Here is a 13,400-nt window from a genome sequence, read left to right on the forward strand (position 1 = left end):
AGGCTTTGAACATTACTGACGGCAGGCCACTATGATGTCAATACTTTCCGGCTTTCATATAATGGTGTTAAAGCCGGAGGTTCTTCTTTTATGTTTAATTTTCCCTGGAAAAGAAATAAGGAAAAGCTTAAAGAGAAAAAAAGGTACCCGACCTGCTCTTCGGCCTTACAAGTAGATGAAGTTGAGATTGAAATCGAGGGTGTTACCATGCGCCTAAGGCGCAAGGTTAATTTAGACGTACCTTACGAGGTTTCAGCCTTCATCCCCAGGGCTGAGATTCGCCGGCGAAGTTACGAGGGGGGGCAGTTGGCTCACGAGGAGGAGATTCTTTTAGACGGTATTACCATAGTACACGCACCCCGTCACCCCCCTGCCGGTGAATCACTTCCCGGTAGTAATTTCGGGAAAAAAAAGGCTTTTTTACCCGGCCCGGATAATTCCCGTAATTTAAAAGAGTCTCAAACCTTTTATGATGTTGGTCCCAAAATTAATTTTCAATTTAACACTTCCGAAAAGAGAGTTCCTTCCGGCCAGAAAATGGATTGAGGGCTGTGTTTTTATGGTCTATAATTAACTTAATGTTTTGTGTTAACCGCTGTCTTAGAGGGTGATTTTGTTTGTATGCCGACAAAGTGGCTGAAGTAATTGTGGAGACTGGGGGCCATAATTTACAGAAGCCCCTTCACTATAAAGTTCCTGCTAAGATACAGGGCAAGGTATGCATTGGAAGCCGGGTATTGGTACCCCTGGCGAAAAGAAAGGTAAGCGGTTTTATTGTGGGGTTTACGGACCCGCCTGGCGAAGTGGAACTGAAAGAAATTTTAGAGCTGTTTGATGACAAACCGGTCTTTACAGAGGAACAGCTTCAAATTGCCCGCTGGATTTCAGGGTATTACTTAAGTTCCCCTCAACGAACTTTGCAGTGTGTGGTTCACCCGAGACTTCACGGAACGGCGCCACCAAGGGTAAAATATTTTTATCCCAATTTCCATCCGGAAGAACTCGGTCAAATAATTGATACTTTGGGCCGGGCTAAGAAACAGGCTGCCGTCCTGCGGGCGGCCGCCAAATACCCGGGCCTGACCAAAAGGCAGCTGGCGGAACAAGCCGGTGTTTCCTATTCGGTGATAGATAATCTGGTTAAAAGAAGATTTCTTAAGGCCGCTGAGCGGGTCCAGGAAAGAAACCCTTTTTCCGGGTATAAGCAGACAAATTACTTGCCGGATCTGACGGAGGAACAGGAAGCGGCTGTAAGTCAAATTACCCGTAGTTTACAGGAGGCAAGACACAGGGTTTTCCTGCTTCACGGGGTGACAGGCAGTGGAAAAACGGAAGTATATTTACGAAGTATTGCTCATGCTTTAAGTTTGGGACGGTCAGCCATTGTTTTGGTTCCGGAAATTTCCCTCACTCCGCAAATGATCAAAAGTTTCAAGGAACGTTTCGGCAGCCGGGTGGCAGTATTGCACAGCCGCATGTCCCAGGGGGAGAGGTACGATGAGTGGGAAAGGATTTCCCGCGGCGAAGCCAGTATTGTTTTGGGGGCCAGATCGGCAATATTTGCCCCGGTTAATAACCTGGGAATAATAATTGTGGATGAAGAACATGAATTTAGCTATAAACAGGATGAAAATCCCCGTTATCATGCCCGGGCAGTGGCCCTTTACCGGGCACATTTTAATAATGCCGTGATTATTTTGGGCAGCGCAACGCCGTCTTTGGAAAGTTATTGCCGGGCAATAAATAACGGGCCTTACAACCTTTTGAAGTTGGAGAAGCGTATAAATAACCGGCCCATGCCCGAGATAGCAGTGGTTGACATGCGTAAAGAGTTTCGTGCCGGAAACCACGGGATTTTCAGTACCAAGTTATTTCAGGCAATCACGTTGCGGCTGGAAAAGGGAGAGCAGGTAATTCTTTTTTTAAATCGGAGGGGCTTCAATACCTTTGTTGTTTGCCGGGAATGCGGCCTGGTGATGAAATGTCCCAATTGCGACATTTCCCTTACTTATCACCTGCAGGGAAAGCTTCGCTGCCATTACTGTGGCTATTCACAAATGGCGCCCAGCTTATGCCCGGAATGCCGCAGCCCGCACATAAGCTATTTGGGTACCGGGACCCAAAAGGTGGAGAAAGAGGCTGCCACGCTGTTTTCCGGAGCGCGCATTTTAAGGATGGATGCCGATACCACCGGGCGCAAAGGGGCTCATCAAAGGATTTTGGAATCCTTCGCAGCCGGAGAGGCGGATATACTTATTGGAACGCAAATGGTGGCAAAAGGATTGAATTTTCCCGGGGTAACGCTGGTAGGAATAATAAGTGCCGATATCGGCCTGTACATGCCCGATTTTCGTGCTTCGGAACGCACCTTTCAGTTAATTACCCAGGTCGCCGGCCGTTCGGGCCGGTCTGAAAGCCCCGGAGAGGTGATAATTCAAACATATAACCCCGGCCATTATGCCATAAGGGCTGCTGCCGGGGGGAATTATTCTGATTTCTTTAGAAGGGAAATGAAAATAAGAAAACAATTACAATATCCCCCTTACAGCCGGATGGCGCGGATGGTATTTTCAGGGCAAAAGGAAGATAAGGTAAATGAGATGGCGGAAGCAGTATTTAAGGCTTTGAGCGGTTACCTGAAGGGCCCGGAAAAAATTATGGCTGTGGGTCCTGCGCCGGCCCCTTTGGCGCGGGTACGGGGAAGTTACCGCGTGCACATGGTATTATGGAGTAAAAATGAAAGTCTTTTAAGGGAAGCAATCAGAAAAGCATCGATGGCTGCCAGGGAAAAGGAATCGGGAAAGGCTGCCCGGTTCAGCGTCGATATAGATCCTTATAATATGATGTAAAAAAGGGGTGTACTTAGGTGGCGGTTTATAAGGTAGTAGAGGCAGAGGACGGAATTCTCAGAAAAAAAGCCAAAAAAGTTCTTGACATTAACCGCAATATCTATAAATTACTGGATAACATGCGGGATACAATGTATGAGTATAAAGGCGTTGGCTTGGCTGCACCCCAGATCGGGGTGTCCAAGCGGGTGATAGTGGTGGACGTTGGTGACGGTTTAATTGAACTGATAAACCCGGAGGTAATCAAGGCTGAGGGCAGCGATACGGCGGTTGAAGGCTGTTTAAGTGTTCCCGGGGTATTGGGCGAAGTAGCCCGCCCGGCAAAAGTGCTGGTGCGGGGACTTAACCGGAAGGGCGATGAGGTACAATATGACGCCGATGGATTGCTGGCCCGGGCCCTTCAACATGAGATCGATCATCTTGACGGAATACTCTTTATTGATAAAGCAGTAAATTTAAGGAAAGTATAACAGATCCTCTTGTCCAAAATGTGATTGGATTTACTGGTTTTAGGAAATGAATAAATATAAAAAGCTGGGGCGATGGTGATGAAAATTGTTTTTATGGGTTCCCCCGATTTTGCCGTCCCTTCACTCCGCGCCCTTATGGAAAGCCGGCATGAGGTGGCTGCCGTGGTCACACAGCCGGACAGGCCCCGGGGAAGGGGAAAAAAATTAAAACCTACACCGGTAAAACAACTGGCAAATCTTTTTGGCCTGCCGGTATACGAGCCGGAAAAATTGTCCGAGATTAAAAATAAACTGCTGGAGATTAACCCGGCAGTAATTGTTGTGGTGGCTTACGGAAAAATTTTGAGCCAGGAAATATTGGACATTCCACCGCTGGGCTGTATAAACGTTCACGCCTCTCTACTGCCCAAATACCGGGGAGCTGCTCCAATTCACAGGGCTATAATAAACGGAGAAAAAATAACAGGGGTTACCACCATGTTTATGGAACGGGGCTTGGATACCGGTGACATATTGCTCAAGGAATCGGTATCCATTGAAGAAAATGATACAGTTGGAAAACTGCACGACTGCCTTGCCGAGATCGGTGCCCGCTTGCTGCTAAAGACCCTGGATGTGGTAGAAACCGGTAAAGTTGTAAGAATACCTCAAAATGATGCCGAGGCCAGCTATGCCCCCCCCTTAACCAAAGAAGATGAGATTATTGACTGGAACAAACCCGCCCGCCAGGTAAAGGATTTGGTGAGAGGGTTAAATCCCTGGCCGGGGGCCCGGACCACTTGGAACGGAAATATATTAAAAGTATGGGAAGTGAAAGTTGAAAGTGAATGCGGTGAAGGGATAAGGCCTCCAGGTACGATACTTGATGTCGATCCAAACCGCGGCATAACGGTACAAACCGGTAACGGAACCGTGTTAATAACCCAATTACAGCTGCAAGGCGGGAAAAAAATGGCTGCCGAACAATTTTTAAGGGGGCATTCTTTACCGGCAGGTACATTCTTAGGTGGTTAAAGAAAGGAAGATATATCATGAGTAACCTGGTCCAGGTTAACGAAAAGAAAAGGTTGTTTATAGGCCTTTTGGGAGCCAGCCTGCTGGCCGCCTGCTTTTTAATTATGGCCGTTTGGTATCTTCTCTTCAATCCCCGCCAGTCCCTGGTATATGAATTAGTACTCCTGGCGCTGGTAATCTTTATGTTAGGGATTATATTTTTGGCCGGCTTTGGGTTTGCAGGCATAATCCTTACCCTGTGGTTTTCCAAAACCGTGAGTTTGTTCCAAGGGCCAATGCGTATGGCCATAAATACTTTTTTCCCGCTGGTCCTCGCCGTGGGTAAAATTTTTCGCATAGATATGGACCGTATTAGAAATTCTTTCGTACAGGTTAATAACCATCTGGTTAAGGCTAAGCACATCAGTCTAAAATCCGAAGAAATACTTCTTCTTGCTCCCCACTGCCTGCAGCGCAGTACCTGTCCTCATAAAATAACCGGCAGCGTAGACAATTGCCGCAGGTGTGGGGGATGTGCCATAAACGACCTCTTAAAACTGCGGGACAAATACGGTATTAATATTGGCATAGCCACGGGGGGCACCCTGGCCCGCAAATATGTGAAGGAGTACCGGCCCAAGGCTATAGTGGCCATTGCCTGTGAGCGGGATCTTACCAGCGGAATATTGGATGCAAATCCCATTCCGGTACTGGGGATTACTAATATACGGCCCAACGGGCCGTGCAACAATACCTGTATAAACGTTTCCAAAGTGGAAGATGCCATACAACACCTTATTACGTGACGGGGTGAAGCATTTGAAAAAAAATATAAGCGCCAGGGAAATTGCCTTGCAAGTTCTGCTGGCAGTGGAGACCCGGGAAGCATATGCGAATTTAGCCCTGCGGGGACTTTTAGACCGGGAAGGCCCTTCTAAACTTGACCGTGCTTTTGCCACCGAACTGGTTTACGGTACCTTGCGCTCGTTAAATACGGTGGACTGGATATTGGAACAATTCCTAAAAAAGCCTTTAAAAAAGCAAACCCCCGCTGTCCGAAATATTTTACGGATGGGGGTTTATCAACTTTTATACATGGACCGGGTTCCCGATTCCGCAGCGTGTAACGAAGCAGCTAATTTGGCGCGCCGTTACGGGCACAGCGGAACGGTGAAATTTGTAAACGGGGTTTTGCGCAGCATCGTCCGGAAAAAAAGTAGTATTACTTTTCCTGACCCCAATGAAGATCCCTTAAATTTTATAGCTATACGGTATTCCCATCCCCTGTGGATGGTGCGCAAGTGGGTGGAAATGTTCGGGTTTGAGGAGACCGCAACACTTTGTAAGGCCAACAACGAATCCGCCCCTACCACTGTGCGCACCAATACATTGAAATTGCCCCGGGAAGAATTGATGGCCGAGCTTGAAAATGAAGGTTTAACGGTGACGGCGGCCCGTTATGCGCCTGAAGGAATAAATATTCAGGGGGCTTATGCCTTAAGTGAGCTAAAGGCTTATAAGGAAGGGCTTATGCAAGTCCAGGATGAAGGTTCCATCCTGGTGGGACATGCCCTTGCACCGAAGCCCGGGGCAAGGGTGCTGGATATGGCCAGCGCCCCTGGCGGGAAAACCACTCACCTGGCGCAGATTATGGGGAACGAGGGTAAAATAGTGGCATGTGATATTTACACCCACAAGCTGCAATTGGTAAGGGATAATTGCCGGCGCCTGGGCATAAATATTGTTGAGACCTGGGAAGGAGATGCCAGAGAACTCTCAAAAACTTTTAAAAACTGGGCGGATTATGTTTTGCTTGATGCACCGTGCTCGGGCCTGGGTGTTTTGCGAAGGCGGCCCGATGCCCGCTGGCGCAAGGATGAAAAACGCATCAAGGAGATGGCCGGCCTGCAAAGAGAAATGTTGGAGGAAGCAGGCCGGTGCCTTGCGCCGGGCGGGGTGATGGTATATAGTACGTGTACCATTACAGCAGAAGAAAACACCGGCTTAATTATGAAGTTTTTAGCCTCTAACCAGGACTTTCATCTTACTTCCCTGGAAGGTTTTCTTCCCCCGTCTCTGGGTGATTTAAAAAAGGGTTATATTCAATTGTTGCCCCACAAGCATCAAATGGATGGTTTTTTTATAGCGAGAATACAAAAAAAGAGGAATTAAGTATCTTTTTGTAGAAAAAATATTAATCCAGGAGATTAGAAAATTATGAATAATAAGGAAATATTTTCTATTCCTGGTAAGGAAATTTACTTTAAGGACTTAGACCTGATACAACTGGAAAAGTTAATGGGGGAATTGGGTGAAAAAAAATACAGGGCTAAACAGGTTGCCAGGTGGCTTTTCCAAAAAGGGGCAAGTTCATTCGATGAAATGACGGACTTGCCCCTTGATCTCAGGGCCCGTTTAAAAGAAATAGGAGCCCCTGGAGGCCTTACCATAATTAAAAGGCAGGTTTCAAAGGACGGCACCTGCAAGTACCTTTTCGGTCTGGATGACGGTAATGCTGTTGAGGGTGTATTAATGGTTTATAAATATGGCTTAACGGCCTGCGTTTCCACCCAGGTGGGCTGTAGGATGGGGTGTAAATTGTGCGCATCGGGCCTTGAGGGGCTGGTGCGCAATTTGCGGCCCGGGGAGATTTATGATCAGGTTACTACTATGCAAAATGATGTCCAAAAAAGGGTAGGTAATGTGGTTCTTATGGGATCGGGAGAACCTTTGGACAATTACGATAACGTTATGGACTTTATAAAAAAAATCACCGCCCAGTATGGACTTAACATAGGTTACAGGCATATTACCTTATCTACTTGCGGGCTGGTTCCGCAAATCAAAAGGTTGGGTAAAGAAAAAATACCAATTACGCTGGCAATTTCCCTCCATGCTCCCTATAATGATTTGCGCGACATCCTGGTTCCTATTAATAAAAAGTATCCGCTGGATGAACTTTTACAGGCGTGCCGGCAATATGTGGAGTTAACCGGACGCCGGGTTACTTTTGAATATGCGTTAATTGATAACGTTAATGATTCTCCGGTACATGCAAAGGAATTGGGGCGTAAATTGAGGAATATGCTTTGTTTGGTTAATTTAATTCCTGCCAATCCTGTACCGGAGCGCGGCATCAAAAAAAGCCCCAGGGAAAGGGTGGCCCGGTTTAAAGCTGTTCTTGAGGGCTGCGGGATAAATGTTACCATTCGCAGAGGACTGGGTGCCGATATTAACGCTGCCTGTGGCCAATTAAGGCGAAGTGTTTTGGGCCAAAGGCACTTATAATACAGCAGTTATGCTAAGGTGGAATAAAAATTGTTCGGCAAATATATTTTTGTTTTACGCTACCTGTTCTTGATATTGCTTTATTTCTTTTTATTTTATGTACTTTACCAAATGTTTAAATTACTTAAAAATCAGGAATCCGGAAATCAATTTAGCCGTAGTATCCCTGTAAGGCCGAAGGACTCCCCAACTTTAAATAGATATGTAGCTTCGAAAGCTAAATTGGTAACTTTGACCGATGGCGGGCTGGCGCTCTCTAAAACATATCCGGTGGGAAATTCGCTAAGTTTGGGCAGGGCTCCCGGTAATCAAATTTTAATAGCCGATCCCAGGGTATCACGCTATCATGCGCGAATATATAGTAGCGGCGGGCAATACTGGGTGGAAGATTTAAATAGCCGTAACGGTACTTTTTTGAACGGCACCCGGGTGTACGGGTCTGTGTTGCTGGCTGATGGAGATAAGTTGCGAATTGGCGATGTTACATTCGCTTTTGTGAGGTGGGGGTATGAGGTGGAGCAAAATGACGCACGTGGGGTTGGTGCGCGATATTAATGAAGATTTTCTTTGTGCACGTGCCGACCTGGGTTTTTTTGCCGTGGCCGACGGAATGGGGGGGCACCAGGCAGGGGAAGTTGCCAGCAAGAAGGCTATAGAATCCCTGGAAGAAACAGTTGAGAAGATTCTCTGCAAGAAAGGGGATCCCGGTGCCACTCTGCGGGAGGCGGTTATGAAGGCAAATGAGTCAATATATGACTTGAGTTCTAAAAATCCGGCTTACAGGGGAATGGGTACCACTATTACTGCCTGCTACTTTGACGGGATGGATTTAACAGTTGTTCACGTTGGCGACAGCCGGTGTTATTTAATCCGTAATGCTTCCATTTACAGATTGACCAGGGACCATTCTCTGGTGGAAGAATTGGTCCGGCAGCAACAAATAACTGCGGAAGAAGCCATGCATCATCCATACCGAAATATTCTTACCAGGGCCCTGGGAATTTCTCCCCGGGTGGAAGTTGACGTTGCGAGGTATAAACTTGCACCGAATGATGTGATATTAATGTGTACGGACGGTGTAACTGAATATCTGACCGATGAGGAAATAATGGATTTTACCCGGAACAAGGATCCGGAAATAGCCGTGAATTTAATTGTAGAGGAAGCTCTAAGCCGCGGAGGTAATGATAATATCACGCTCATTATCGTGGCGGTGGAATAATTATGGCCTTGCCTGCTTGTTTAGAACAGAGAAATCTGGAAGCTCGCTTATTGCTTGTGGCAATAGCTTATGCATTAACGGGGGGCTTTTTAGTTTTCCTTTTATTGCCGGGTAAGTCCGGATGGCTGGCTCTTTTTGCAGGTGTGGTTTCAGTAGCGGGCTTTTTATTTGTTCACTGGATGTGGCGAGTACGAGATTTTTGTCCCGATCCGTTTTTACTGCCGGTAGTGGCAGTACTTACAGTTACAGGAGTTTTCTTTTTATTTCGCATCAATATTTTTTATGGCTTAAGGCAAGTGGCATGGCTGTTGGCAGGCCTGATAATGCTTTTGGGGGTAAGTGAATTCTATAAGAATTACTACCTTGTATTGCGGTATAAATATTTTTTCCCCGCAATTGGTGTTCTGGCCCTTCTTTTGCCCATTTATTTCGGCGTTGACGTAGGGGGGACCCGTAACTGGCTTGACTTTAAGCTTTTTTACTTGCAGCCTTCGGAATTTGTCAAAATTTTATTGGTTTTATTTTTAGCTGCTTACTTTTCGGAAAATCACGGGCTTTTAACGGCAGGCACCAGGGATAAAGGGCTTGCGGCGGTCAAGAATTGGGGCCCCCTTTGGGGCATGTGGATTATTTCGCTGGTTTTGTTATTGTTTCAAAAGGACTTGGGAATGGCCGTTATTTATTTCTTTACTTTCCTGGCCCTGGTTTATGTTGCCACCGGTAGGATAACTTATGTCGTCTTTGGATTGAGTTTGTTTTTGTTGGGTGGATTTCTGGCTTATATTACCTTTCCCCACGTATACACCCGGGTGGAAATATGGCTGAATCCGTGGCAGGAAAAATTGATTTCAGGTGCTGCCTATCAGATTATTCAATCCTTGCTTGCCATTGATGCCGGTGGAATTTTCGGCAGCGGGTTCGGTGCAGGATACCCGAATTTTATACCGGCAGTTCATACTGATTTTATCTTTGCCGCCATCTGCGAAGAAATGGGCATCGTGGGTGGCATTGGTATAATACTGCTGTATATGATCTTGGTATTTAGAGGGTTTGGAATTGCCATTAAGGCCAGGGACAATTTTTCCACTCTTTTGGCCGCTGGGCTAACGGTAATTTTGGGCTTACAAACCTTTATTATTATTGCCGGTGTTGTTAAGTTTCTACCCTTAACCGGTATTACTTTACCCTTTATAAGTTATGGGGGTAGTTCTTTGGTGGCCAATTTTATACTTTTAGGGCTGCTGATGAATGTTTCTCACCGCAGTGGTGATTTTCAGTGAATAGAAATATACGCAAGTTAGCTTATATGATCCTTGCTTCTTTCGTTTTGATCAGTCTTTACATTGGCTTGCTACCTGTTTATCTTTCCCACATTGAAAGTAAGAGCAGGCGCGGGGAGGCGGTGTGGCCCGCCGATCCTCGTACTCTTGAGCGGTGGCAGGAGGTAATTGCCGGCAATATTTATGACAAAAACGGTAAGTTACTGGCTCAAACCATTACCGGACAGGGAAGAAATCTCCGCAGCTACCCTTTTGGGGGAAACTTTGCCCACGTAATAGGTTACAGTTCCTCCAGGTACGGGCTTGCCGGGCTGGAGGCGAACATGGCCAGGGTTTTAACGGGTGAGGGGAGCTTATCCTCTTTAAGGGATTTCCTTGCTAAAATTACCGGAAAAAAGCCGGAGGGAAACAGTTTACAATTAACCCTCGATGCTTCACTGCAGGAAAAAGCGATGAAATTATTGGATGGCAAGCGGGGCGCTTTGGTTGCCATGGAACCGAAGACCGGGAAAATACTGGCTCTGGCCAGCAGTCCCACTTTTGATCCCAATAAAATAGATGCCGACATGGTTTCCCTTCGGGAGGATGATAGCTCCCCCCTTTTAAACAGGGCAACCCAAGGTTTTTACGCTCCTGGTTCAGTTTTCAAGTTGATTACCCTGGCCGCGGTCTTGAAGGAGGATCCCGGTGTTACATCAAATACCTTTGAATGTCCCGGTTATCTAACAGTGGAGGGGTTTAAGTTAACTGACAACAGGGTGCATGGTAAAATTGACCTGAAAAAGGCACTTGCTTTATCCTGTAATACTGTCTTTGGTTTTCTGGGACTGAAAATAGGTGCCCATGCCCTGGTTGATATGGCCGAGGCTTTTGGTTTTAACAAAAGTCCTGATTTTCCAATTGATTATTATCCCGGAAAGATACCCGATGCTCTTTCCATGAGCAAATCCGAACTGGCATCTACGGCCATAGGACAAGGAAATGTGGTGGCCAATCCCATGCAGATGGCCCTTGTGGCCAGTGCGGTGGCCAATGAGGGCACTATTATGCGCCCCAGATTAATAGAAAAAATTATAAATTCCGCAGGAAAGACTATAAAAGAAACCCGTCCGGAAAAGTGGTTAACCCCCATTGACCGTAAAACAGCCCGGATTATGCGGGATTATATGGCCGAGGTTGTACGCTCCGGCACGGGAGTGCAGGCCTCTATACCCGGGGTACAGGTGGCCGGAAAAACCGGGACTGCTGAAAATGCAGGGAAAGATCATGCCTGGTTTGTGGGTTTTGCACCGTTTTCCAATCCCCGGGTGGTAGTGGCTGTAATAATTGAGAACGGGGGCAGTGGCGGGGAAGTTGCAGCCCCTATAGCCCGGGAAATAATACGTAAGGTAATATATGGCTGAGTTGTGCCTGTCACCGAGGTGAAGGTAATGATAGGTAAAAAACTTGGAAATAGATATGAAATACTTGAACACCTGGGCGGAGGAGGTATGGCCGTCGTCTATAAGGCCCGGGATACCTTCCTTGACAGGGTAGTTACCGTTAAAGTATTACGTTCGGAATATGCCAGCGACGAGACCTTTGTGGCCCGCTTTCGCAGGGAGGCACAGGCAGTAGCCCGGCTATCCCACCCCAATATAGTTAACATACATGATGTTGGAACCGAGGGCGATGTCCACTACCTGGTAATGGAGTACGTAGATGGTAAAAATTTAAAAACAATAATTCGAAATGAGGCACCTCTACCACTTTACCAGGCCGTGGCTATAATCCGCCAGGTATGCGATGCCCTCCGGCACGCTCATACTAATAACATTGTCCACAGGGATGTTAAACCTCATAACATATTAATTACCAGTGACGGCAGGGTAAAACTCACCGATTTCGGAATTGCCAGGGAAACTTCGGCTGCAACCATAACCTATGCCGATACAGTTATGGGATCAGTTCACTATATTAGCCCGGAGCAAGCCCGTGGCGAACCGGCCGGGCCACGCTCAGATATTTATTCCCTGGGAATAGTGGCTTACGAAATGCTTACCGGCAAGTTGCCCTTTGAAGGGGATACGCCCATTGGCGTGGCCATGAAACACGTCCAAGAAGAACCTCCGCCGCTGCGGGAAATTAATCCTTCCATACCTGTGGCACTTTCGTCGGCGATTGCCCGGGCATTGGAGAAAAACCCGGAAAATCGTTATCAAAACCCGGAAGAAATGGCCAGGGCACTGGAAGCGGCTGTTAATGGTGAGGGGGAAGAAACTGTTATTCTGTCCCGGGATGATGACATGGTTACCCGGGTTATGAAGCCTGTCGGCAAGAATCATAAAAACAAGCTCAAGCAGAGGCAGCGTTACCTCTGGGTGGGTATTCCCCTCGTCTTTATGGTGTTGCTGGCGGGGACCATTTTGGCCCTCAGCCGGTACTTGAATACGCCCGATATCAAAGTTCCCGATGTTACCGGAAAGCCTTTGGAAGAAGCGCGGTCCATTCTTGAGGACAAAGGTTTAAAAGTTGAAGTGGCCAGTGAGGTTTTTTCGGATAAGCATAAGGAAGGGATTGTTATCAAACAAAGTATAGGCCCCGGTGATCCACCAGTTAAACCGGGCAGAATAATTAAACTTACGGTAAGCAAGGGCCCGGACCTGCGAGAAGTCCCCAATCTTATCGGCATGACTGAGGAGGAGGCAATGTCGACCCTTTTGGAAAGGGGCTTGCATCTGGCCCCTGATATAGAAAAGGAATATAATAATAAAGTGAAAGAAGGACGGATAATCGCTCAGGCCCCTTCCGGAGGGACTTTCGTAAAGAAGGGCAGCGAAGTTAAGGTAACCATAAGCCTCGGGCCCGAGCCCCGGTTGGTAATTGTTCCCGATGTGAGGGGCAAGAAGGAAGAAGAAGCAAAAGCCATACTGGCCAACAGCAGCCTGGCAGTGGAAAATATAATTTGGGAAAATAGCATTGATGTTCCGTACGGCAGGGTTGTTAAACAAATACCGGCACCAGAAACTGAAGTTAAGGAGGGTTCCAAGGTTCAACTTGTGTTGAGCAGCGGCCCGGGCCCCGGAACCCGGGAGGCCACTGTGGATATTACAGATGTTATTCCCGATGATGGTAGGGAACACAAGGTAGAAATAGTGGTAGAAGATGCCGAAGGACTTCACACGGAGTACGCCAATACCCATGTTTACGGTGACAGGCTTATCAAAACAATTTCTTATAAGGGAAGAGCAATTATAAGGATATACGTGGACGAAAAACTCATTCTTAATAAATCTTTTGATTAATATTCACAGTACAA

At 46.9% G+C, this 13,400-nt stretch carries 12 protein-coding genes; all 12 read left to right on the plus strand.

The window, feature by feature from the left end; translation table 11 throughout:
* Nucleotides 1-90: 90 nt before the first annotated feature.
* The 12 genes from ACX4JR_RS06900 to pknB all read left to right on the plus strand — a co-directional run bounded on the left by ACX4JR_RS06900 (nucleotide 91) and on the right by pknB (nucleotide 13,386).
* Nucleotides 91-546, plus strand: a complete 456-nt coding sequence (locus ACX4JR_RS06900) for a hypothetical protein (RefSeq protein ID WP_476060278.1) — start codon at nucleotides 91-93, stop codon at nucleotides 544-546.
* Nucleotides 547-617: 71 nt separating this feature from the next.
* Nucleotides 618-2,849, plus strand: coding sequence for a primosomal protein N' (gene priA / locus ACX4JR_RS06905; RefSeq protein WP_476060279.1), 2,232 nt, complete (start codon nucleotides 618-620; stop codon nucleotides 2,847-2,849).
* A gap of 17 nt (nucleotides 2,850-2,866) precedes the next feature.
* Nucleotides 2,867-3,319: a peptide deformylase gene (gene def / locus ACX4JR_RS06910; RefSeq protein WP_476060280.1), complete on the plus strand. Its 453-nt coding sequence runs from the start codon at nucleotides 2,867-2,869 to the stop codon at nucleotides 3,317-3,319.
* 78 nt (nucleotides 3,320-3,397) lie between these two features.
* A complete protein-coding gene (fmt, locus tag ACX4JR_RS06915; protein ID WP_476060281.1) occupies nucleotides 3,398-4,333 on the plus strand; it encodes a methionyl-tRNA formyltransferase in 936 nt (311 codons plus the stop codon).
* Nucleotides 4,334-4,350: 17 nt separating this feature from the next.
* Nucleotides 4,351-5,118 carry a DUF116 domain-containing protein gene (locus ACX4JR_RS06920; RefSeq protein ID WP_476060282.1) on the plus strand — a complete coding sequence of 256 codons (768 nt, stop codon included), beginning with the start codon at nucleotides 4,351-4,353 and terminating at the stop codon, nucleotides 5,116-5,118.
* Between the two features lie 13 nt (nucleotides 5,119-5,131).
* The gene (rsmB, locus tag ACX4JR_RS06925) at nucleotides 5,132-6,484 is read left to right on the plus strand and encodes a 16S rRNA (cytosine(967)-C(5))-methyltransferase RsmB (RefSeq protein WP_476060283.1); all 1,353 of its coding nucleotides are present in this window, start codon (nucleotides 5,132-5,134) and stop codon (nucleotides 6,482-6,484) included.
* A gap of 45 nt (nucleotides 6,485-6,529) precedes the next feature.
* Nucleotides 6,530-7,600 (plus strand): dual-specificity RNA methyltransferase RlmN, encoded by a 1,071-nt coding sequence (gene rlmN, locus ACX4JR_RS06930; protein ID WP_476060284.1) that lies wholly within the window; start codon nucleotides 6,530-6,532, stop codon nucleotides 7,598-7,600.
* 222 nt (nucleotides 7,601-7,822) lie between these two features.
* Nucleotides 7,823-8,155: an FHA domain-containing protein gene (locus ACX4JR_RS06935; protein WP_476060285.1), complete on the plus strand. Its 333-nt coding sequence runs from the start codon at nucleotides 7,823-7,825 to the stop codon at nucleotides 8,153-8,155.
* A complete protein-coding gene (locus tag ACX4JR_RS06940; protein ID WP_476060286.1) occupies nucleotides 8,142-8,822 on the plus strand; it encodes a Stp1/IreP family PP2C-type Ser/Thr phosphatase in 681 nt (226 codons plus the stop codon). The genes ACX4JR_RS06935 and ACX4JR_RS06940 overlap by 14 nt, the downstream gene beginning before the upstream one ends.
* Nucleotides 8,823-8,824: 2 nt before the next feature.
* On the plus strand, nucleotides 8,825-10,102 hold the full coding sequence (locus tag ACX4JR_RS06945) for an FtsW/RodA/SpoVE family cell cycle protein (protein WP_476060287.1): 1,278 nt from the start codon (nucleotides 8,825-8,827) through the stop codon (nucleotides 10,100-10,102).
* Nucleotides 10,099-11,505, plus strand: a complete 1,407-nt coding sequence (locus ACX4JR_RS06950) for a peptidoglycan D,D-transpeptidase FtsI family protein (protein WP_476060288.1) — start codon at nucleotides 10,099-10,101, stop codon at nucleotides 11,503-11,505. The genes ACX4JR_RS06945 and ACX4JR_RS06950 overlap by 4 nt, the downstream gene beginning before the upstream one ends.
* 3 nt (nucleotides 11,506-11,508) lie before the next feature.
* A complete protein-coding gene (gene pknB / locus ACX4JR_RS06955; protein WP_476060289.1) occupies nucleotides 11,509-13,386 on the plus strand; it encodes a Stk1 family PASTA domain-containing Ser/Thr kinase in 1,878 nt (625 codons plus the stop codon).
* The last annotated feature ends 14 nt before the right edge of the window (nucleotides 13,387-13,400 follow it).

It is taken from the genome of Desulfofundulus sp. JL263-se, assembly GCF_056316025.1.

Bases quoted from the DNA above. Each gene is read 5' to 3' on its own strand.
- ACX4JR_RS06945 (WP_476060287.1), top strand. From the start codon at position 8,825: ATGGCCTTGCCTGCTTGTTTAGAACAGAGAAATCTGGAAGCTCGCTTA.
- rlmN (WP_476060284.1), top strand. From the start codon at position 6,530: ATGAATAATAAGGAAATATTTTCTATTCCTGGTAAGGAAATTTACTTT.
- ACX4JR_RS06900 (WP_476060278.1), top strand. From the start codon at position 91: ATGTTTAATTTTCCCTGGAAAAGAAATAAGGAAAAGCTTAAAGAGAAA.
- fmt (WP_476060281.1), top strand. From the start codon at position 3,398: ATGAAAATTGTTTTTATGGGTTCCCCCGATTTTGCCGTCCCTTCACTC.
- ACX4JR_RS06920 (WP_476060282.1), top strand. From the start codon at position 4,351: ATGAGTAACCTGGTCCAGGTTAACGAAAAGAAAAGGTTGTTTATAGGC.